General features: G+C 64.4%; 19 protein-coding genes and 1 tRNA gene. 10 read left to right on the top strand and 10 right to left on the bottom strand.

Going from position 1 to position 20,484, the window contains the following annotated elements; all coding sequences use genetic code 11:
- On the top strand, positions 1-176 hold a 176-nt coding region (locus F2P44_RS07890; RefSeq protein ID WP_267877588.1), incomplete at its 5' end, for an IS4 family transposase.
- Here the strand turns inward: F2P44_RS07890 and F2P44_RS07885 are convergent.
- The 8 genes from F2P44_RS07885 to F2P44_RS07850 form a co-directional block, all read right to left on the bottom strand.
- On the bottom strand, positions 140-490 hold the full coding sequence (locus F2P44_RS07885; RefSeq protein ID WP_167086146.1) for a DUF4123 domain-containing protein: 351 nt from the start codon (positions 488-490) through the stop codon (positions 140-142). The genes F2P44_RS07890 and F2P44_RS07885 overlap by 37 nt on opposite strands.
- Positions 491-492: 2 nt before the next feature.
- Positions 493-828: a PAAR domain-containing protein gene (locus F2P44_RS07880; protein WP_167086145.1), complete on the bottom strand. Its 336-nt coding sequence runs from the start codon at positions 826-828 to the stop codon at positions 493-495.
- A gap of 28 nt (positions 829-856) precedes the next feature.
- Positions 857-3,532 carry a type VI secretion system Vgr family protein gene (locus F2P44_RS07875; protein ID WP_167086144.1) on the bottom strand — a complete coding sequence of 892 codons (2,676 nt, stop codon included), beginning with the start codon at positions 3,530-3,532 and terminating at the stop codon, positions 857-859.
- 499 nt (positions 3,533-4,031) lie between these two features.
- Positions 4,032-4,616 (bottom strand): DUF4142 domain-containing protein, encoded by a 585-nt coding sequence (locus tag F2P44_RS07870; RefSeq protein ID WP_167086143.1) that lies wholly within the window; start codon positions 4,614-4,616, stop codon positions 4,032-4,034.
- Between the two features lie 311 nt (positions 4,617-4,927).
- Positions 4,928-5,737 carry a response regulator gene (locus F2P44_RS07865; RefSeq protein WP_167086142.1) on the bottom strand — a complete coding sequence of 270 codons (810 nt, stop codon included), beginning with the start codon at positions 5,735-5,737 and terminating at the stop codon, positions 4,928-4,930.
- 32 nt (positions 5,738-5,769) lie between these two features.
- Entirely contained in the window at positions 5,770-6,111 is a 342-nt protein-coding gene (locus F2P44_RS07860) for an Hpt domain-containing protein (protein WP_167086141.1), read from the bottom strand.
- Positions 6,108-6,494, bottom strand: a complete 387-nt coding sequence (locus F2P44_RS07855) for a response regulator (protein ID WP_167086140.1) — start codon at positions 6,492-6,494, stop codon at positions 6,108-6,110. Before F2P44_RS07855 ends, F2P44_RS07860 begins: the two co-directional genes overlap by 4 nt.
- A gap of 27 nt (positions 6,495-6,521) precedes the next feature.
- Positions 6,522-8,540, bottom strand: coding sequence for a PAS domain S-box protein (locus tag F2P44_RS07850; RefSeq protein WP_167086139.1), 2,019 nt, complete (start codon positions 8,538-8,540; stop codon positions 6,522-6,524).
- 304 nt (positions 8,541-8,844) lie between these two features.
- On the opposite strand from F2P44_RS07850, the gene F2P44_RS07845 reads away from it, so the two are divergent.
- From F2P44_RS07845 to F2P44_RS07815, 7 genes are all read left to right on the top strand, one after another.
- Positions 8,845-9,432 (top strand): hypothetical protein, encoded by a 588-nt coding sequence (locus tag F2P44_RS07845; protein WP_167086138.1) that lies wholly within the window; start codon positions 8,845-8,847, stop codon positions 9,430-9,432.
- Positions 9,433-9,554: 122 nt separating this feature from the next.
- A tRNA-Cys gene (locus F2P44_RS07840) sits at positions 9,555-9,625 on the top strand.
- A 39-nt stretch (positions 9,626-9,664) separates the two neighbouring features.
- A complete protein-coding gene (locus F2P44_RS07835) occupies positions 9,665-10,801 on the top strand; it encodes a DUF1565 domain-containing protein (RefSeq protein WP_167086137.1) in 1,137 nt (378 codons plus the stop codon).
- 374 nt (positions 10,802-11,175) lie between these two features.
- Positions 11,176-13,068, top strand: coding sequence for a carbohydrate-binding module family 20 domain-containing protein (locus tag F2P44_RS07830; RefSeq protein WP_167086136.1), 1,893 nt, complete (start codon positions 11,176-11,178; stop codon positions 13,066-13,068).
- A gap of 167 nt (positions 13,069-13,235) precedes the next feature.
- Positions 13,236-14,540 carry a cation:proton antiporter gene (locus tag F2P44_RS07825; protein WP_167086135.1) on the top strand — a complete coding sequence of 435 codons (1,305 nt, stop codon included), beginning with the start codon at positions 13,236-13,238 and terminating at the stop codon, positions 14,538-14,540.
- A gap of 102 nt (positions 14,541-14,642) precedes the next feature.
- Positions 14,643-15,311 (top strand): hypothetical protein, encoded by a 669-nt coding sequence (locus F2P44_RS07820; protein ID WP_167086134.1) that lies wholly within the window; start codon positions 14,643-14,645, stop codon positions 15,309-15,311.
- A 37-nt stretch (positions 15,312-15,348) separates the two neighbouring features.
- The gene (locus F2P44_RS07815) at positions 15,349-15,798 is read left to right on the top strand and encodes a hypothetical protein (protein WP_167086133.1); all 450 of its coding nucleotides are present in this window, start codon (positions 15,349-15,351) and stop codon (positions 15,796-15,798) included.
- A 25-nt stretch (positions 15,799-15,823) separates the two neighbouring features.
- Here F2P44_RS07815 and F2P44_RS07810 read toward each other — a convergent pair whose 3' ends face one another.
- Together F2P44_RS07810 and F2P44_RS07805 are read right to left on the bottom strand one after the other, a co-directional pair.
- Positions 15,824-16,147, bottom strand: a complete 324-nt coding sequence (locus tag F2P44_RS07810; protein ID WP_167086132.1) for a transposase — start codon at positions 16,145-16,147, stop codon at positions 15,824-15,826.
- Positions 16,148-16,202: 55 nt separating this feature from the next.
- Positions 16,203-17,582: a thioredoxin family protein gene (locus F2P44_RS07805; RefSeq protein WP_167086131.1), complete on the bottom strand. Its 1,380-nt coding sequence runs from the start codon at positions 17,580-17,582 to the stop codon at positions 16,203-16,205.
- Positions 17,583-17,692: 110 nt separating this feature from the next.
- Between F2P44_RS07805 and F2P44_RS07800 the strand changes: the two genes are divergently transcribed.
- The gene (locus F2P44_RS07800) at positions 17,693-19,534 is read left to right on the top strand and encodes an AsmA family protein (RefSeq protein WP_167086130.1); all 1,842 of its coding nucleotides are present in this window, start codon (positions 17,693-17,695) and stop codon (positions 19,532-19,534) included.
- A gap of 121 nt (positions 19,535-19,655) precedes the next feature.
- Positions 19,656-20,474, top strand: a complete 819-nt coding sequence (locus F2P44_RS07795; RefSeq protein WP_167086129.1) for a hypothetical protein — start codon at positions 19,656-19,658, stop codon at positions 20,472-20,474.
- Positions 20,475-20,484 lie beyond the last annotated feature (10 nt).

Raw genomic sequence — 20,484 nt, 5'->3', positions numbered from 1 at the left:
CAAAGCCGACGCAATCACCGCGCTTGAACGAGGTCGTCCGCCTGATTGCCCAGATTGGTGGCTTCCTTGCCCGCAAAAGCGATGGCGAGCCCGGCGTCAAGACCATCTGGCGAGGATTGGACCAAGTAATGACCGCAGCTCAAACATTGCAGGCACTACGGGAGGAAGGCGCCTGAGTTGTGTATAACGAGATGACCTTGAGAGCCTCGCACCCTGCCCCGGACTCGACGAGCATCGTCACGCCGCGCTGCCATACCCGGTCGATAAAACCCGGCACATCGTGCTGGAACTGCGCGCAGGGGATCAGATAAGGCGCCACATTGCGCAGCGTGATTGCCTTGGTGCCGCTGTACAGGCATTCATGCGTCACGCCGTCCCTCTGCAAATCGCCCAGCAGGCTGTTGTCCGCCGCCGCGTCGTACAAGGCATACAGCGTGCCACTGTGCTCGCTGAGCAGCCGGCCAAGCGCCTGACGGGTCGCGTCGTTCATCATCAGTTCCCGGGTTGGACTGTCATCGCGCCCGCTCTGGCGGCGTCGATCAGGCAGGTCTCATCCTTATCCTTCCCGAACAACACCGTCATGCAGCCGCCGGTGACGATGCCATGGCAACTGACCCTGCCGCTCATGCACGCCGCCGGCTTGCCGTTAATAAGGACCGTTTTCTCGCCCTCGACAATCGTATCCCTCGCGCCGTTGTGCTGGACCTTGTCGCCAATGCGCGCCGCAGGCAGATTCCCCACAATGACATTGGCGCTGCCCTCCAGAATTGCGCCGCTTCCGCGCGGATGCGCGACATCATCCGTTTGCCTGGCCGATGGTTTTCCCATTGCTGACGCCTCCTTGAATCGAAAACGATTAACTACCGCCGCTACCCTTGCCGCTGCCATTGATCACAGCCGCCGCGCCGCTGGCCACCGATCCCACCACGCCCACGATGGCGCCAAGGTCGCCGTTCTTGACCGCTTTCGCTGTCTGGGCGAGATTCTTGAGTTCCTTGAATACGGCCAGCGGGCTCATTTCCCCGTTCATCAATTTTTCCAGACCGGTGTCGATGCCGGCCATGCCAGGGCCACCGCAATCGACCAGCGAGGATCCCGTCGCCGCCGCCGCGTCAGGAAGCGCGTCCTTCTTTGCCTCCGGCGCAGCTGGCGGCGCTTTGGCGGCGCCGCAATTGAGCTGCACCAGGCCGCCATCGGCATTGATCTGCGCGCTGCCCTGCAAATGAATCTGGGTGCCTTGCAAAAAAATGCTGCCATCGCTGCGCAAGACGATCTTGGCCGCTCCGCACGCCAGTTCCAGATGCTCGCCGACCGAGGTAATGTGACTCTGGCCGATGGTCCTGGTTTCCGTTTTGCCGATGCTGACCTCCTGCGTGTCGCCCACCGTCACCTTGCGCGATTTGCCCACCGTCAGCAGGTCGGCCACGCCCACAGCGGTACTGCGCACCATCCCCACGATCAGCGAGGATGCAATGCCGATATTGGTCATGCGCGCCAGGCCGATATTCTCCAGATTGGCCATGCCGATATGTTCCTTCTTCAGGCGCGCCACCTTGATCGACCAGTTCTTGCCGATCTTGTCGGACCGGTTATTGAGCACTTCCTTGTCGCGGTTCTTCCCGATCGTGATGCGCTCGTTCTGCCCGACCGTCTCGGTGCGGTTCTGGCCAATGTGGATCGTTTCATTCTTGCCCACGTCCTCGTCGCGATGGTCGCCGATGCTGATCGTTTCGTTATGGTCGACCCGCTCGCTGCGGTTGTTATGCACGGTGATCGTTTCGTCATGGTCAACCGTTTCGCTACGGTCGTGATGGACCATGATGGTCTCATCGCGGTCGACAGTCTCGGTGCGGTCGCGCCCGATATGACTGGTCTCGTCGCGATCGATGGTCTTGCGCGGGTCATGGCCGACCCATTTATCTTCATCGTGCTCGACTTCCGTCAGCTGGTCCTTTTCGGCGTGCAGCCAGAGCTGCTCCGCGCCTTTCTTGTCCTCGAAACGCAGCGCATTCGCATTGTCATACCTCCCACCCGGCGTGGAACGCGTCAGGATGCCGGACTGGGTTTTGTTATCGGGCAGTGTCCAGGGCGGCATGGTATTCACGTTCGGAACCATGCCGGTGATGATCGGCCGATCCGGATTGCCATCCATGAACTGCACCAGCACTTCGGTTCCGACACGGGGAATGGTGGACATGCCGAAATTGGCGCCGGCCCAAGGCGTTGCAACGCGCAGCCATGTCGAGCTGTTCTCATCGTTGATTCCGGCGCGGTCCCAATGGAATTGCACGCGTACCCGCCCATATTCGTCGGTGTGAATTTCCTCACCGGCGGGACCGACCACCGTGGCGGTCTGGATACCGTGAATCCGGGTATCGGTGCTGTTATGCCCGCGCGGCGGCCGCCAGGGAATGATCTTGCGGATCGCCTTGAGCCGGTTGTCGTAATGCGACGGCGTGGCGGCCTGGCGATGGTAGTTATTGCTCGCGCTGTGACGCACTTCGGTGATCAGGAATTCGCGCGCCTGCGCATCGTCGCCGGATGCCGTGGCATCAAAGTGTCCGGATAGCCGGAACCAGCGGCCGGGCATGGCGTGGCGGTTATTGCCGCTGCCGTCGAACTGCTTTCCACCCGCTTCAAGGGCTTCGATCTGGCGCTGCGCCACCTCGCGCGCATTGCCGCTGTCCTTGAAGCCGTAAGCGCCCGCATATTCATAGGACTCGATATCGAGCACCTCCCCCTGCTGCTGCACCGTTGGCAGCGATGTCGTCGCCGGACGGCCGGTCTTGAAATCATAGGACGCCAGCGCCACGGTTCCCTGCGTGATCTGACGGCCCGGCGACCATTCGCCGATGCCATCTTCCTCGGCCGAGCCGCCATGCCGCTGAAATGCCACCTCGGGATCGCCATCGATCGCCGGGGCGCCGGTCGAATCATCCGAGAGCACCAGTTTGTGGCCATGTTCCGTATGCTCGAACCAGTAAAGGATGCCCGCCGATGCCCAGCGCCGCTCCAGGTAATTGCTGTCGCTTTCGCCGAACTGGCAGGCGTCGGTCATGACCGTATCCGCGCCGCTCACTTGCCAGTCCCAGTCGGCCACGTTGCTGTAATCGCTGAAAATGCTGGCGGTCTGCTGGTAAAGCGTGGTGTTGTGAAACAGGTAGTTATCCTTGCGCAGGTCCAGATAGTTGTACCAGGGCCCCAGCCGCGCCTCGTAATACGACACGCCACCGTCGACCGTCTTGAGGCTGAAGCCGAAAACCCGGCCGGTGAAGTAGCGCATGCTGCCATCCTTGCGCACCAGCTGCACGCACAGCATCTTTCCCTGCAAGCTTTTGAGCGGGATATTCGGCTCGTCCGACAGCAGCTCGACGATGTATTCAAACGGCCGGGACAGCGCTTCGGATGCGTCGAGCGAATTGACCAGCAACTGTGCGGCCGGACTATCGTCGTTGGGAAACGACAGCCGCAGGAGGCGGTCGTGCTGGCGATCGCTGATCAGGTCGCGCAAGCTGTGCGGCGCTTCGCTCATACCGGCATCCTCCCAGGGAGTCGATCACGGAACAGGCTGCGGCAGGTCACAAGAAAGACGGCTGGCATATCGGTCCCGGAAAATTGAACGATTGGCGAAAGCGGATGTCTGACTTTAAGCGTCGCCTCTGATCGCTCAGATGACGGTGCGCAACATTTTCGGGAGGAATATGGATGACGGCGGCCGTACGTTCGGGCAATCGTCAAAGAGGAGAGATTCGTCAGATAAATACGACAGAGGATGGGACGCGTGCAGAAATTGGAAGCGTGCGGGTCATGGCGAGGCTGATGTGCTCAGCCTCGCCATCCCGCACCAGCGCGCGCTGCGCCGGTGCGGTCGATGCCCTTAGTGTTTGCCGGCGTTCTGCCCGTTCGCATCGGCTACGACGGGCGGCTTGACACCTGCGGCCGGGCCGGTGTTTTGGCGCCTGCCATCGCGGTGGTGCGGGCAGCGCCGTGCGTGGCGCTGCCTTGCGAGCTGTGATCGTTCGCTTCGCCCGTTACCGGGGGCTGCTGCCTTTGGCGCCGCCCTTGGCAGTGGCCATGCCGGCGGCCGAATGCAGGTGCTGTTCGACCGTCGGCAGCATCTTGGCGGCCAGGGCTTTGACGTCTGGGTCCTTGGCCTTGGCTTCGAATTTTTTCAGGGCCGCGTGCACCGCCTTGTGGTCGCCCACGCCTGCCTGCGCCATGTACGCCTTGTCGAAGGCATCGCCGTTGAGCTTGCCCAGCTTGGCGGCCAGCGCCTTGTGTTTGCTGTCGACCTCGGTCGGAAGCGTTACACCCTTGGTCTGGGCCAGTTGCGTCACGTCGCCCAGCGCCTTGGTGTGGTCGTCGATCATTCGCTGCGCGAACGTTTTGACTTCCGCGTTCTGGCTGTTGGCCAGCGCCAGCTTGCCGGCCTCGATTTCAGCCATGTTCGCGCGTGCCATGTCGGCCACGATTTTCTGGTCGCCCTTGCTCAGGGCACTCGCCGCGGGCGTGTTCATGGTCGCCGCGCCCGCCTGGGCGTAGCTGCTGACCGGCATGGCGAAAGCGGTGGCAACAGCGGCCCCCAGTACACATTTGATCAAAGTCGATTTCAGCATGTGGATCTCCTCGTGTTTGAAATAATGCCATTAAACCAATAGCACTGTGGAGCCAGTCTAGCTGCGTAGGCATTTTCCGAGCGCCCTGTAGCCTTTACGCAAGCTTATTTTCTGGCTGGCGAGGAATCGCAGCGAGGGCGATATACGCGACGCTACCAAGGCGGCTCAACGAGGCGAGAGATCGACAACGGGAATGCAAGGAAGGTGCCGGCGCGGGCTACCGGCGGGCGCATACCAGCGCGGGCATACCGGCGCGGGCATACCGGCGCGGGCGTACCGGCCCCGGTACGCCGCCGCCCCAGGCGATGGCGTCAGATCCCAACCACGCTCTGAATGCAGGAATACAGCGTTTCCCATTTGAAGGGTTTGAAGATGTAGGCGTCGGCGCCACACTTTAAGCCTTTCATCACCTGGTCGTCGGACACTTCCGAGGTCACCATCACGACCGGCGCCTTGGACCAGCCTGCGTTGCGGCGGATGGCGGCCAGCAGATCGAAGCCATCCTTGCCGGGCAGGCCGGGCAGGACGATGTCGAGCAGCACCAGGTCGGGCGCCATGGATGTCTGCACCACCGCCAGCGCATCGTTCATGTCGCCGGTCGCGTGCACGGTAAAACCCTTTTCGCTCAACAGCACCACCAGCAATTCCGACAGTTCCTCGTCGTCTTCGACCACCAGGGCTGTCAGGGCATGTTTGCTCTCACCCAACTGCGCCTTGTTCCCGTAAGAATAAAAGCCCATGCTTTTCAGTTCGGTCGCACCGCGCCGGGCATGGGCCCAGGCTTCCACGCTTTCTTGCGGGGTCAGCTCGGTCACTTCGAGGGTCGGCAGGGATTCCGAAAACTCGATTCCGTCATCGTGCACCGCGACCTGCCGCTGCGCTACCGGCAGGCTTTGCTGCGCGCCGCCAAATACGCGCACCAGACCCAGTTTGGTCAGCGCGTCGAGTTCATTGACGAGCTTATCGATCGACATGCCGCCCAGCGCGAGATAATCGCGCACGCTGGAGCGCCCGTTAATCATCGATAACACGCGGGCCGGATCGCGGGCCAGATTCCTGCACCCGTTTTTCAGCTCCGCCATGCCCTTTGAAGTTTTGCTGTAGATCGTCGATGTATTCATGATTTCCTGTTCCTGCCTGAAGGGCTGTGTCTTTACGGTGCAGGCACCGGCAACGCCATGTGCCGCAGGGCGGCCACGTCGGCTCCGATGTCATCCAGATTCTCGATTGTCCAGTCGTTTTCGGCAAGCTGCGTTTTGATTTTTTCTTCGATGCGGCGCGCCGCCAGCCCCAGTTCGGCCGCTCCGAACGTGCCGGCCGCGCCGCCCAGCGAATGCAATAGCCGGTACAGTTCCTGCCCGTGCGCACGGTCGGCCATATCGCTTCGGCACAGCGCATACGCCGCATTGATTTGCTCGAAACGGGCCGGCAGGCGCGTACGAAATCCCTGTGCCAGCAGTGCCACCCTGGCTTGCAGATCGGTGGGCATGTTCATGCCATGGCCTCGTCCCACAACTGGCGCACCTGCAGCGCCAACTGCATCGGATCGAAGGGTTTGGCGATCACGCCCAGCGCGCCGAGCGAGCGGTAATACGCCACTTCGCTGGCCTGCACCTTGGCCGTCATGAAAATGACCGGCGTGCTGGCGGTATTGGGCAGCTTGCGCAATTCGGACAGCGTCATCGGGCCATCCATGCCGGGCATCATGACGTCAAGCAGGAGCAGGTCCGGCTTGCATTCGGCCGCTGCCAGCAGCGCTTCGCGGCCCGAACCGCAGGTGCGCAAAGTGAGTCCGCCGACCATGTCGAGCGCCATCTGCGCGACCGTCTGGATATCGGGATCGTCTTCCACGTACAGGATCAGGGAAAGTGCAGTCATAAATTAGGACGTCCTGAAAAAACACGGTTAGGCCGCGAGCGGCAGTTCAAAGAAGAATTCGGTGCGCACGCCGCATTCGCTGAGAAAATCGATGCGGCCGCGGTGCCTTTCAATGATCGCTTTCGAGATATTCAGGCCAAGGCCGGTGCCGCCTTTCGGGCGGCTGTCCGAGGCATCGGCCTGGGCGAATTTCTGGAAGATGCGGTCGCGGAACTGCTCGGGAATGCCGGCGCCGTGATCGGTCACCGACAGCCGCGCATATCCCGGCTGGCGCAGCAGGCGCACGTCGACCACGCCGCCGGGCGGCGCGAATTTGGCCGCATTCGAGAGCAGGTTGACGATCACCTGGATCAGCCGGTCGGAATCGGCGGCCACCATCAGGTCGCCATTGTCGGAGCGCAGGTCGAAGCTGACCTTGTACGGCGAGGCAAACGCGTGGGTGGCGGCGATGGCCTGTTCCACCAGCGGCAGCAAGGGCTGGACCACAGGCTCGAACCGCATATTGCCGGACTCGATTTTTTCGACATCGAGAATATCGTTAATCAGGCGCACCAGGCGGTCGCAATTCTTGCTGGCGATATCGAGCAGCACCTTGGCGCGCAGGGGAATCTCGCCGGCCGCACCGCCCGCCAGCAGCCCGAGCGAGCCTTTGATGGACGTCATCGGGGTTCTCAGTTCATGCGAGACCGTGGAAATGAAGTCATTCTTCATGCTCTCCATTTTCTTGCGTTCGCTGATATCCTGCGCGATGCCGACAAAGCCCGCCAGCGCGTTTTCATCATCCCAGATGGCGGAAATCGACAGCAGCACCGGCAGCCGGCTGCCATCCTTGCGGATATAGGTCCATTCGGATTCGTCGGGCAGACGCTCGCGCGCCTTGGCGATGAACAGGTCGGCGCCGGGCCGGATCGGGCGCCCCAGTTCGGCGCTGAGCGCGCGCACCCGCGCTTCCAGCTCCACCGGATCATGCAGCACCAGCAGCGCGGACTGGGTGCGCATTTCGGCTTCCGAATACCCGAGCATGCGCTGGGCGCCATCGTTGAACATGATCACCTGGCCGTGCACATTGACGTAAATGATGGCGTAGTTATTGCTGTTCAAAATCGCATGCTGGAGGCTGAGCGTTTCCGCCAGACGCCGGTTCAGGCGTTTCATTTCATCGGCATTGCGGCGCCGCGCCGAAATATCGCGTACCAGGCCGGTAAAGGCGCGGCGCCCGTTGATGTGCATTTCGCTCACCACCAGGTTGGCCGGAAAACGGGTGCCGTCGCCGCGCTGCCCGATCAGCTGGCGGTTGAGGCGCACCCCATCGCCGATGCCGTCGCGCACCAGCTCCTCCATATACGCGGTGACGCTGGCGCGGTAATGGCGTGCCACCAGAACGCTGAAGGGCGCGCCGATGATCTGGTCCGGCTGGTAAGCGAACAGGCGCTGCGCCTCGGGATTGAAGGTTTCGACCAGGCCGTCATCGTCGATGGTGATGATGGCGTCGCCCGCGTGTTCGACAATCGCCCGCAGGCGCGCTTCCTTGTCGCGGCTGACCCGGGTAGCCTGCTTGATCGTGTACACATTCAGTTCGAGTTCGGCCCATTGCGCCAGGTCGCACAAGGCGCCAATCTCGTCGTCGGAAAAGCTGCGCGGCACGCGGTCGATCAGGCACAGGGTGGCGATCAGGGCGCCGTTATCGGCGCGCAGGGGAATGCCGGCATAAAAGCGGATATGCGGAGGCCCCAGCACCAGCGGATTATCGGCAAAGCGCGGGTCGGCCGCCGCATCGGGAATGACGAACGGGAAATTGCGCAGGATCGCGTGCCCGCAAAAGGAGATATTGCGCGGCGTTTCAGGCGCGTCCAGGCCCAGGCGCGATTTGAACCACTGGCGTTCGCTGTCGACCAGGGTCACCAGCGCGATCGGACAGCCGAACAGGCGCTGGGCGGTGCGCGTGATACGGTCGAAGCGCTCTTCGGGCAGGGTATCGAGGATATTCAGGCCGCATAGTGCGGCCATGCGCGCGCTTTCGTCGGCGGGTACTGGGGCTTCAAGCACGGTAATGGCTTTCCAGGTTTGGCGCCGGCCGCCGGCCAATCAAGCCATAGCCGTTCATTTCACATCTGGCGCGGTCCCGCCGCTATCGTTGCACTCCGCGCAAATAGCTATCGGTAATGATCAAATATACCCGATTCTCCCCGTCCGTGGTGTCGCTTGAACGCTGCCGGGCGAGCCCCGCCACCCGCCCTGTTGTGTTTCCTTCAGGAAGTTATTTATAAGGGAATACTGATGGATTTACTATAATATCGGCATTGCTTGCCCCCGCCGGGCGATTCAAAAACGACTAACCAAGGAACGACCCATGAACATCACCTCCAAAGCATTGCTTCTTGCTTCGTGCCTGTTTGGTGCGGTATTGCTGCAAGGCTGCGGCGGCACCAGGATCAAGGCGTCGGCGACCAGCAATCCGCCGCCGTCCGAAGCGTTTTCGGCCTTTGGCCGGATCGAGGTGCGGCCGGTGGTGTTCGGGTCCGACGTCAAGGTCGATCGCGATGGCCTGGACAAGATCGAAGCGAACCTCCAGAAGGATTTGTCGGCATCGCTGCTGGAATGGAACACGCGCCCGGCCAATGGCCGCAGCCTGGTCATCCAGCCCGTCATCGAGCAGATGAACTTCAAGCGCGGCGCCACGCGCGTGCTGCTGGGGCCACTGGCCGGCAGTTCCGGCGTGCTGCTGCGCCTGAAAATCACCGACGGCAAGGGCCGCAGGGTGGCCAATCCCGAGTTCTTCCAGCGCGCCAACGCCATGTCGGCCGGCTTTACCCTAGGCGTGCACGATAACCTGATGCTGACCCACGTGGCCAGCCTGGCCAGCCGCTATATCATCAACAATTACAGCCGTGCCGAAGGTGGCGCGACCGGTGCCGACCTCAAGTCCGTCCACCCGTAGCAGCGCGTTCCCAGGCAGTACGGGCGGCCCCGCGCGGGCCGCTTTTCTTTGGGCGGCGCGCAAACAGTTTATTTGATCCAGTCGGCATGGGATGGCGCGGCGCGGGTGGACACTACTCCCATGGCGGAGTAGCAAAATGGCAATGCACCAGCCTGCAACGCTGGGTAAGCCGGTTCGATTCCGGCATCCGCCTCATGATTTCCAGCACGATCCGGCGAAAAGGAAACTGTTGATGAACCCATCCAGGCCCCACCATCCCCTCCCGCTGGCGGCATTGCTTGCCGGCCTTGGGCTCTCCGTCCCGGCGCACGCCGCCCCGGCGCCCGCCACCTACCACTACTACGTTGCGAGCAACGGTTCGGATGCCAATCCGGGCACCGCCACCGAGCCCTTCGAAACCATCCAGCGCGCCTCGCGGGTGGCCCTGCCCGGCACCATCGTGCACGTGGCGCCGGGCACCTACGCGGGCGGCTTTCGCACCATGATGAGCGGCACGCCCGAGCGCCGCATTGCCTACGTCTCGACCGTGCGCGGCGGCGCGCGCCTGGTGCCGCCGCGCGGCTCGACCACCAAGATGGCGTGGGAAAACCGTGGCGACTTCGTCGATATCGTCGGCTTCCAGGTGGACGGGCGCAACGGCCATGGCGGCGTGCGCTGGACCTACGGCATCTACAACGCCGGCTCTGGCGCGCTGATCCGCCACAACCACGTGCACCACGTGGGCCAGGACGTGCCGTGCACCAGCGCCAGCGCGGCCGGCATCAGCATCGACAGCTACTACAAGGGCCGGCTCGGCACGGTGAGCGGCAATACCGTGCACGACATCGGCCCGACCGATTGCCGCTTCGTCCAGGGCATCAACATGAGCACCAGCGGCAGCGTCACCAACAATGTGCTGTTTGCCATCGGCGGCGCGGCGATCCAGATGTGGCACGACGCCACCAATGTGGTGGTGAGCCACAACACGATCGCCCGCTCGATGACGGGGATCCTGGTCGGCGGCGGCGACCCCTACTACATCAAGGGGCCGAACGATTTCACCAACGTGCATAACAACATCGTCTACGACAACAAATACGGCATTTCGGAACAGGGAGCGACCGGCCTGCACAACAGCTATCGCAACAACCTGGTGTACCTGAATGCTGTCGCCGACTGGCAATTGAACAATGGCTTGCTGCATAGCGGCACGGTGGCGCAAGCGCCTCAGTTCCTGCGCTACGGCAAGGGCGGCCTGCCCGATTTCCGCCTGCGCCCCAGTTCGCCCGGGATCGGCAAGGGCAGCGCCGCATCCTCGGCGCCGGACGACATCGCCGGCAAGGCGCGCGCCACGGCCAGCGGCATCGATATCGGGGCTTACCAGCGTTAGACATCCCGCAGCAAACGAGCGTGGGGCTTGGGGATGGGCCGGAGGATGATTCCTCCGGCTTTTTTGTTTTCTGGGGCAGCAATGGCGATGTAGAGATACTACATCGACTGGTACCGCGACGAGGAAGATCGCACGCTGCTAAGCAAAATTGATACATTCGCCATGTCTCAGTTTACATTTTATGTAGTTGTGCTACATTTCCACTCCGGAGACACATAAGGGCCCAGCCCGCCGCCTCCGTCCGGCGCCCACCTGGCGCCGCACCACCGTCCTCGTTTCAACCGGCCGCACCCCATGCATGGAGACAGATGGGACCAGCGTGCTTCTGCCCACCCTGTTGTGCATTCCACTAGCAAAAACCATAAGGAAGCAACATGACATCACTTCGCAAATCGCCCCTACTGCGCTCGCTGATCGCCGCCGGCATCCTGTGCGGCGCCGCTGCCGGCCAGGCTGGCGCGGCCGGCTTCAATGCCCCGGATACCTCGGTCCAGATGTTCCGCTGGAAATGGAACGACATCGCCCGGGAATGCACCAACTGGCTCGGCCCGCAGGGCTACGGCGCGGTCCAGGTATCGCCGCCGCAGGCATCGGCCAGCCTGGGCACCTGGTGGGACATCTACCAGCCGGTCAACCTCACTTCGCTGGGCAGCAACATGGGGAGCGAAGCCGAATTCCAGTCGATGATCAACACTTGCCACGCCGCCAAAGTGCGGGTGTACGCGGATGTGGTGGTCAACCACATGGCGGCCGGCGCCGGCAGCGCCACCAATGGTTCGGCCTGGAACTCGGCCACGCTCAGCTACCCCAACTTCAGCGGCCAGGATTTTCATCCCGCCTGCGACATCCAGGGCGGCGACTACGGCTCGCCGGGCAACCGCAACAGCGTGACCAACTGCCGCCTGAGCGGCCTGCCCGACCTCAAGTCCGAGAGCAGCTACGTGCAGGGCCAGGTGCGCACCTTCTTCAACAAGCTGGTGGCGATGGGCGTGGACGGCTTGCGCATCGACGCGGCCAAGCACATGGCGCCGGGCGACATCGGCGCGATTCTGGCGGGCACCAACCGCAGCACCACCTCGGGCGAAGCGCTGTGGCTCACCCAGGAGGTGATCCCGGACAGCAACGTGGTGCGTTCGGGCTACTTCGGCAATGGCACCCTGAACGAATTCCAGTACGCGTACGCGCTCAAAGCCGTGTTCCGCAATGAAAACGGCGCCAATCTGGCGCAAATCCGCAGCATCATGGGCACGCCCGGCAACTGGGGCGGGACCTGGGGCTTCGTGCCGGGCGACAAGGCGACCGTGTTCGTCAACAACTGGGACACCGAACGCAACGGCACTTCGCTGGTGGCCAGCAACTACGTGGCGGGGCAGGTCAACGATACCCAGGGCAGCAAGCGCTACGACCTGGCCAATATCTTCATGCTGGCGTGGCCGTACGGACACGCGCAAGTGCATTCCGGCTTTCGCTTCAACAGCTACGACCAGGGTCCGCCGGCGGCCAGCCCCTTCGATGCGAATGGCAATCCGCTGATCAATCAAGCCTGGGATTTCATCCACCGCTGGGCGGACATTGCGAATATGGTGGCCTTCCGCGCAGCCACGGCCGGCCAGGGTATCGATCACTTCGTCAACGGCACGCCGAACCAGATTGCATTTGCGCGCGGCAGCAAGGGCTTTGTCGCCATCAACAATGACGGGGCGGCGTGGAATGCATCCCTGCAAACGCTGCTGCCGGCCGGGACCTACTGCAATGTGGTGACGGGCAAGCTCAATGCCGCACAAACAGGGTGCAGTGGCGACAGCGCGACGGTGGGCAGCAATGGCATGGTCAGCGTGAACATTCCGGGCAATGGCGGCGCCAGCGTGCCGGCGCTGGCCTTGCACGTGAATCAGAAAGTCAGCGGCGGCGGTGGCGGGAGCACGCCGCCAGCCTGCGCTACCGTGGCGGTGACCTTCCGCGTGGCCAATGCGAATACGGTGCCGGGACAGAACGTGCATGTGACGGGCAACCGCAACGAGCTCGGCAACTGGAGCGCGACCAATGGCAACCAGCTGGCGATCGAGGGCAGCGGGGCCAACGCGGCGTGGTCGCGCACGGTGCAGTTACCGCCATCGAGCGCGATCGAGTACAAGTTCCTCAAGCACGGCGCGGTGGCGGATGTGTGGGAACGCAACCAGGCGAGCGCCAGCGGCAATCGCCAGGCCACCAGTCCGGCGTGCGGGGCGGCGGCACTGGTGCTCGATGCGGGCAATTTCGCGTTTTAATTGCTGGCGAAATGGGTGGAAGGCGAACACCTCGTCGCCCCCGCCGAGTGCCGCCTTGGCGCGGGGGCGACGATAGGGACAGAGCATCAATCCGTACGGCAACAGCGCGTAGGGAAACAGTTGTCTTCTGTAGAATCGCCTCACTCCCCTACCCGCCGATGCGCTCCATGACGACTACCCACTGGTTTATCCTGATCGGCTGCCTGATGCTGGCACGGGGCCTGATGGCGACCAGTATTTCGCGCTTGCCGTTCACCTCGGCCATCGTCTACCTGGGCGTCGGCCTCGGCCTTGGCCCCATGGTGCTGGGCATCTTTTCCTTCAGTCCGGTCGAGCAATCGCACCTGCTCGAAACCCTCACCGAAATCGCCGTGCTCGTGTCCCTGTTTTCGGCCGGCGTGAAGATGCCGGTGCCGATCTCGCGCCAGCGCTGGATGCCGGCCATCCGCCTGGCCTGGGTCTCGATGAGCCTGAGCGTGGGCTTGATCGCCGCCTTCTGCTACTTCGCGCTGGGCTTGCCGCTGGGCGCGGGCGTGCTGCTCGGCGCCATCCTCGCCCCCACCGACCCGGTGCTGGCCACCGACGTCCAGGTGCGCCATCCCGACGACCGCGACCAGCTGCGCTTCACCCTCACCTGCGAAGCGGGCATGAACGATGGCTCGGCCTTTCCCTTCGTGATGCTGGGCCTCGGCTTGCTCGGCGCCCACGAACTGGGCGACCTGGGCTGGCGCTGGGTGCTGGTCGACGTGCTCTGGGCCACCTTGGCCGCGATCGCCATCGGCACCCTGGGCGGCGCGGCGCTGGGCCGGCTCGGGTGGATGCTTCGCGGCAAAGATCCCAAGCACGAGGTGCTCGACGACCTCGTCGGCCTGGGCTTGATCGCGGTCGTCTACGGCTTGAGCGTGATATTCGTGGCCTGGGGCTTCCTGGCCGTGTTTTTCGCCGGCGTGGCCCTGCGCCAGACCGAACTGGTGTTGTCCGGCGCCCACAAGGACCGCCAGGGCTTGCTGGTGCCCGAGCACAGCAAGGACGAGGCGGGCGCCACCGCACCGCCAGCCGATATGCCGCTCACCGTCAGCGCCGAATCGCTGGTGTTCAAGGAGCATCTGGAAAGGCTGTCGGAACTGACCCTGGTCTTGCTGCTCGGCGGCATGGTGTCGATGCATGACTGGAACTGGCGCAGCGTCGGCACAGCCCTGTTCCTGTTCGTGGTGGCAAGGCCGCTGAGCGTGATGATCGGCCTGCTCGGCTCGGACAGTTCGATGCGCATCCGCGGCATCACCGCCTGGTTCGGGGTGCGCGGCATCGGCTCGCTGTACTACCTGATGTACGCCCTCAACCACGGCTTGCCGGTCTCGCTGTCGCACCAGCTGATCCAGATTACGGTGGTGGTCATCATGCTCTCCATCGTGGTGCACGGCACCAGCGTCAAGCCCCTGCTCGAACGCTTCTGGCGCAGAAAACAGACATAAACAGCCGCGCTGCGGAGCGCATGAGCCAAGCCAAACCGGGCCTGCGGGCCAGGCCTAGAATCGATCTCCTCCCCAGTGTTTTTCCACGAGGCGGTGACGGCCATGGCTACCTTTTCCAGTGCATCGCGCGCGGCGCTGACAGCCGCGCTGACCCTTTCCTGCGGCGCCGCGCTGGCGCAGCCGCGCTTGCCGGCGGACGACCTGGCACGCTTCGGCGTGGCCGACAGCAGCTGGCTGTCGGAACCGCCGCGCTACTACGCGGGCGCGGCCACGCGCATCCCCGCTCCCGGCTTCGCCAGCGCCATGGGCCTGAGCACCAGCGCCTGGTGGGGCATGGCTAACAGCAACACCACCAATTACTCGGTGGGCGGCATCGTGCTCATGTTCGGGCAGGATGCGCCGCCCGCCGCGCCGGTGGAGATCGCGCGCCTGCTGGCGCAGCGCGCACTGGCCGCCACGCCGGCGGCCACCTCGAGCTGCATGGTGCCCTGGCTGCAGTGCGCCGCCTTCGGCAGCCTGGAAACGCGCATACGGGCGCAAAACGCCTTCCTGAACGGCGGGCGCGCCAGCGACGACGCCATGGAGGGCCGGCGCACCTTCGTCCATGCGCTCAGCGCCGGCCTGCGCTTCGACTTCCCCTACACGCGCACGGCCGAACACGGACCCTGGTTCCTGCAACTGCGGGCCACGCGCCGCTCGTCCGCGTTCAAAAGCTCGCTGCCCAGGCCGCGGCGCGGGGGCGTCTCCCTGACCATCGGCACCGAGTTCTGATCTATACTTGCTGGCATTACTCCACAGGAAAGCGATCATGCGCAGGTTCTGGATTTTACTGACGCCGCTGCTCCTGGCCGGCTGCATCAAGAGCTCGGCCAGCTACTACATCGATGACGGCAGCAACGACCACGTCATTAGCGTGCGCGCGGAGCAGGAGTACTTCTGGAAAAAAGAAATCACCCTGACCCTGGTCGCCGCGCACATGCCGGAATGCCAACGTGTGTTTCCCATGTCCAGCGTGCCGCTCCACGACGTGTCGGTCGAGCTGTTCTCGAACGGCGACGATGTGTACACGCTGCGCTCCGGCACGGAAGTGATGCAGGTCGACACGCTCAGCTGCGCCTTGCTGGCCGAACCGGCCCCCAAGGCATTGGGACAGCCGGTCGGCACCTTTTTCCTCGATGAAAAAAACATGACGTTTGAAAAGGCTGCGGCCCCGCACGCGCCAGCGCCAGGCACCGCAGGTGCCGGCGGTGGCGCATGAGGCGCTGACGCCCGACCGGGCGCCCTCAGTGCCGGCCCAGCACCTTGTGCAGGGTGGCAATGGTGGCGGGCCGGCCGACGCGCTCCAGGGCCGCTTCCAGCAGCATGGGTTCGCCCGGCCGCAGCGCCGTCCACTGCGTGAAATATTCGTGCACCGTGCGCCAGGGCGGAAACCCCTGCGGCACGCCGCGCCAGGCGCTGCCACTTTCCAGAAAATATAACACCGCGCAAAACACATCGTACAGATCGTGCTTGCGCGGACGTGTCCTGCGGCGCGCGGCTTCCAGCATGCCGCGCACCGCCTCAAACTCCTCGCGCGAAACGTCGCTTGCGAACTCGGGTCGTGCCATCGTCGTTAACCTCAAATCTTGTTTGAGGGTCTGATCTGGAACAGGTTCCCTAAATTTATTCCTTGACTTCGATCAGTAAGCCCCGCTTAAGCTTTTCGACTTGCTCGTTGGAACCATTCACGGAGGCCAGCTTGCCCAGCATGCGCGCGAGCTGGGTGCCGTTGCGGCGGCAATGGGCGTCGGCCATGCCGTCCACCAGGGACCGCAGCGCGCTGGCGAGTCGGCCGATGCGCTGCGCGTCATCCGGCGTGGCATCGACCAGCGCCAGCAGGAAGGTGGCGCCCCATTGCAGGCGCGTGGCGGGGCCGGCGGCCTGTTCCCAGGCTTGCTGGTACCAGTCGAGCATGGCGGGCAGGTCGCCACGTTGTTTGGCGATGGCGGCCAGGTTATGCATGAAGTAAAACGGTGCGTGCGAGCCGGGCAGCGCGGCGCGCAGGACCGCGTCGGCGTCGTCAAGCAGGCCGGCGTCGGAGAACGCGCCGGCCGCGCTATTGATCACATGGTGGCGCAGCGCCGGTTCTTGCGCGGCCGCCAGCGCACTGGCAACCCGTTCGCGCAGTAGTGCGTCCAGGCCGGCAACAGGGCTGCCGAGGCGCGCCATGCGCACCCGCACGCGCAGGGCCGCCAACTGGTCGGCCGGGTCCAGCGCGTCGGACGACTCCAGCCGCCGCAGCGCATCGGACCATGCCGTGCTCAAGACCATGCGCTGTTCCGACTGCGGCGCCGTCAGTGCGCGCACCAAGTCGACCGCGTAGTTCGTCACCAGATCGGGCTGCGCCAGCACCGCACGCGGGTCGGCCAGCGTGCGCAGCAGCATGTCCAGCCCATCTTGCGGCACCGGCGACGCGCCGGCATGCAGCGCGTGCCAGGCCAGGCGCAATGCCGCTTCGGGTTCGTCGCAGGCATCGCACAAGGCGGCCAGCGTGGCGGCCGGGTCGCGCCCGGCCAGCAGCTGGCCTTCATCGGTATCCCAGGAATAGAAAGCGAGCAGCTGCCATTCGTCGGCGGACAGGGCGCGCTGGCCCGACAAGGCATCACGCAGCGCTTGCGCCGCCGTGAACGGCGCCGTCAGCGCCAGCTGCAACAGTTGAAGAAAGCGCGGCCCCGCCAGTTCGCACGGCAGGCGCGTGATCTCGGCGCCATCCGGGCGGTACAGCACCAGGGTCGGATAGCTGCGCAGGTGCAGGCGCTCGGCGGCACGCTGGGCGCCGGCGGCGTCGCCATCGATGTGCAGCACCACGAACGCGGGCGCCAGCGCGGCAAAGCCGGGCTGCGACAGCACTGCCGCCTTGAGCCGGTTGCAGGGCGGACACCACACGGCGCCCCAGTACAGGAACAGCGGCTGGCCGGCGGTGCGGGCCTGGGCAAACGCGGCGTCCGGATCATGATGCCAGCCGATGCCGGTGGTTGTCTGCGCGTTGGCATCGTTGGCCATATTCCTGTCCCGAGAATGTTGAAAGTGGCCAAAGTATATCCAAAACAGGGGCATGCCGGCGGGCCTGCCCGGTGCTACACTCGACGCCTTTCCCGCCTCCGAGTTTCGCCATGCAAGCACGCATCAGGATCGCCGTCATCGCGCTGGGCGCCACCGTGCTGGCGCTGGGCAGCGCCGTGGGCATCCTGGCGGCGCGCTTCGACCCGAACGCCTACAAGAGCGCCATCGTCGAGCGGGTACGCGAGAAAACGCACCGCACCCTGGCCATCGGCGGCGACATCCGGCTGGCCGTGTATCCGCGCCTCGGCGTGCATCTTGGCAAGGCCAGCTTGTCGGAACTGGGCGGCAAGGGCGAATTCGCCGCGCTCGACAGCGTGCGCCTGTCGTTCGCGCTGGTGCCGCTGCTGCTGCGCCAGGAAGTGGTGATCGACCGCATCGAACTGCGCGGCATGCGCGCCACCCTGGTGCGCCAGGCCGACGGCAGCATGAACATCGACGACCTGACCGCCGCGCGCGTCAAGACCGGCGCCGACGAGCGTGCCGGCGCGGCCGGGAACGCCGGCGCCGGACCGGCCCGCATCCGCTTCGCGGTCGACAGCATTCGCGTCGACAACGCCCATCTGCGCTTCGACGACCGCAAGGCCGGCCGCGTCTTCGACATTGCCCGCCTGAACATCGATTCCGGTCCGATCGCGCACGGCGTGCCGAGCCGGGTCGCGCTGTCGGCCAATATCGGCGTCGACAAGCCCGCGCTCAACACCGTGCTGATTTTCGAGAGCGGCTTTTCGCTCGACCGCGACGCGCGCCGGGTGGCGATGACGGAACTCGACGCCAATCTCGACCTGTCGAGCCGGGCCGGCATCGATTCGCGCGCAAAATTGAAAGGCAGCATACAGATCGACTTCGGCAAGGAAATGATCGAAGCCGCGCTCAAAGGCAAGATCGACGACAGCGCGGTCAGCGGCAAGGGTGCATTGCGCGACGGCATGCTGCAACTCGACATCGATATCGACCGCCTCGACGTGGCGCGCTATCTTCCGCGCGCGCTGCCCGCCGTGCCCGCCGCACCGGTGGACGCCGGCCCGGCGCCGGACCAGCCCATCGACCTGTCGGCCCTGGCCCGGCTGCGCGCCAGCGGCACCTTGCAGGTGGGCGAACTGACGGCGGGCGGCCTGCGCGCCGCAAATGTGCACGCGGTGCTGCTGGCCGATGCCGGCAAGACCAGCATCAAGCCGCTCTCCGCCACGCTATACGGCGGCAACGGCAACGGCGCGCTGAGCCTCGATTTCACGGGCGACGCCAGCAATCCGCGCATGACGCTGGTGCAAGACCTGCGCGGCATCTCGCTCGGCCCCCTGCTGTTTGACGCCACCGGCAAGACGCCGCTCACCGGACGCGGCGACGTCCAGCTCGACCTGGCAACGCGCGGCGCCAGCAGCATGACCCTGCGCGAGGCACTGGGCGGCACGGCGGCGCTGCGGCTGCGCGACGGCGTCATCGGTGGCATCGACCTGGGCCGGCTGGTGCGCGAAGCAAAGGCCGCCGCGGGCGTGGGCAGCGGCGCCGACTCGACCGGTTTCAGCGAACTGAACGCGACCTTCCGCATCGATGGCGGCCTTGCCCACAATAAGGATTTGTCGGCAAGCACGCCGCTGTTGCGCATCGGCGGCGAAGGCCAGGTCGACCTCGCGCACGAGACCATCGACTACCGCTTGCGTTGCACCGTGGTGCCAAGCCTCGCCGGCCAGGATGGCCCCGCTGTCGGCACCTTGAACGGGCTGACGATACCGGTGGCGCTGGGCGGCCCGCTGGCGCAAATGACCTGGCAAGTCGACGTGGCGGCACTGGGCACCGAAGCGGCGCAAAAGATGCGCGCTACCTTGCCGGCTGGCGGCAAGGAAAAACTGAAAGACCGCGTCAAGGACGTGCTCGGTGGACTGTTTCCGCGCTAACAGGCTATTCGTGGCAAGCGCACGACAGTGCCGCATTTTGTTGAGCAAACCGGCACCATGGGGCTGGGCTTTGGGCTAGCGTCAAACATAGCAAGCCCTGGCATACTCATCGGGAGGATCTATGTTCAACAGCACAGTCCTTGAAGTGGCGGTTGGCCTGACTTTTTGCTACGCGACGGTAGCATTGATTGTCAGCACAGTACAGGAAGCACTGGCGTCGGCGCTGAAACTGCGCGCACGCGGGCTGCTCGAAGGCATCAAGAGCATGCTCAACGATCCGGATTTCACCGCCCTGGCGCGCACCCTGTACGCCCATGCGCTGGTCAATCCGCACGGCAACCCGGCGCTTCCCGGGCAGGAGGACATCGGGACCAAGCCCTCGTACATCAAGCCCGAGCATTTCGCGATCGCCCTGATCGATGCCATCCAGTCGATTCCGGGCGACTACGACCAGCTCGGGCGCGACATCGACGCCCTGACCGATCCGCAGATCAAGCGTGCGCTGCAAGGCATTTACCAGCGCGCCGGGGGCGACATGGCGCGCTTCCAGGCAGCGGTGGAAGGCTGGTTCGACAGTGCGATGGACAGGGTGTCCGGCCTCTACAAGCGGCGCTCGATGGTGGTCAGCGTGCTGCTGTCGCTGCTGCTGGCGGCGCTGTTCAACATCGACAGCATCCACCTGTTCCGGACCCTGTGGGAGCACCCCTCGCTGGCGGCCCACATCGGCGCGGCGCCGGCCACCCTGAACCCGCAAGTGATGCAGATGCTGTGGACCTTGCCGGTTGGCTGGGAACAGTTTCCTCCGGCCTGGAACAGCGCGTTCGCGCTCAGTGTCGCGGGCTGGGTGTTGACCGCCTCCACCGCGCTGTTCGGCGCCCCGTTCTGGTTCGACCTGATGAAGCGCACGGTCCAGGTGCGCGGCACGGGCCCCAAGCCCTGAGGCCTGCGCC

The sequence above is a fragment of the Massilia frigida genome (assembly GCF_011682175.1).
GTDB lineage: Bacteria > Pseudomonadota > Gammaproteobacteria > Burkholderiales > Burkholderiaceae_D > Telluria_A > Telluria_A frigida.
Note: the sequence above shows the minus strand (reverse complement) of the source record. Positions and strands in the feature narration are given on the sequence as shown.

Excerpts from the sequence above, each read along its gene's own strand:
- F2P44_RS07885 (WP_167086146.1), bottom strand. The coding sequence starts at position 490 with ATGAACGACGCGACCCGTCAGGCGCTTGGCCGGCTGCTCAGCGAGCAC.
- F2P44_RS07880 (WP_167086145.1), bottom strand. The coding sequence starts at position 828 with ATGGGAAAACCATCGGCCAGGCAAACGGATGATGTCGCGCATCCGCGC.
- F2P44_RS07875 (WP_167086144.1), bottom strand. The coding sequence starts at position 3,532 with ATGAGCGAAGCGCCGCACAGCTTGCGCGACCTGATCAGCGATCGCCAG.
- F2P44_RS07870 (WP_167086143.1), bottom strand. The coding sequence starts at position 4,616 with ATGCTGAAATCGACTTTGATCAAATGTGTACTGGGGGCCGCTGTTGCC.
- F2P44_RS07865 (WP_167086142.1), bottom strand. The coding sequence starts at position 5,737 with ATGAATACATCGACGATCTACAGCAAAACTTCAAAGGGCATGGCGGAG.
- F2P44_RS07860 (WP_167086141.1), bottom strand. The coding sequence starts at position 6,111 with ATGAACATGCCCACCGATCTGCAAGCCAGGGTGGCACTGCTGGCACAG.
- F2P44_RS07855 (WP_167086140.1), bottom strand. The coding sequence starts at position 6,494 with ATGACTGCACTTTCCCTGATCCTGTACGTGGAAGACGATCCCGATATC.
- F2P44_RS07845 (WP_167086138.1), top strand. The coding sequence starts at position 8,845 with ATGAACATCACCTCCAAAGCATTGCTTCTTGCTTCGTGCCTGTTTGGT.
- F2P44_RS07835 (WP_167086137.1), top strand. The coding sequence starts at position 9,665 with ATGAACCCATCCAGGCCCCACCATCCCCTCCCGCTGGCGGCATTGCTT.
- F2P44_RS07830 (WP_167086136.1), top strand. The coding sequence starts at position 11,176 with ATGACATCACTTCGCAAATCGCCCCTACTGCGCTCGCTGATCGCCGCC.
- F2P44_RS07825 (WP_167086135.1), top strand. The coding sequence starts at position 13,236 with ATGACGACTACCCACTGGTTTATCCTGATCGGCTGCCTGATGCTGGCA.
- F2P44_RS07820 (WP_167086134.1), top strand. The coding sequence starts at position 14,643 with ATGGCTACCTTTTCCAGTGCATCGCGCGCGGCGCTGACAGCCGCGCTG.
- F2P44_RS07815 (WP_167086133.1), top strand. The coding sequence starts at position 15,349 with ATGCGCAGGTTCTGGATTTTACTGACGCCGCTGCTCCTGGCCGGCTGC.
- F2P44_RS07810 (WP_167086132.1), bottom strand. The coding sequence starts at position 16,147 with ATGGCACGACCCGAGTTCGCAAGCGACGTTTCGCGCGAGGAGTTTGAG.
- F2P44_RS07805 (WP_167086131.1), bottom strand. The coding sequence starts at position 17,582 with ATGGCCAACGATGCCAACGCGCAGACAACCACCGGCATCGGCTGGCAT.
- F2P44_RS07800 (WP_167086130.1), top strand. The coding sequence starts at position 17,693 with ATGCAAGCACGCATCAGGATCGCCGTCATCGCGCTGGGCGCCACCGTG.
- F2P44_RS07795 (WP_167086129.1), top strand. The coding sequence starts at position 19,656 with ATGTTCAACAGCACAGTCCTTGAAGTGGCGGTTGGCCTGACTTTTTGC.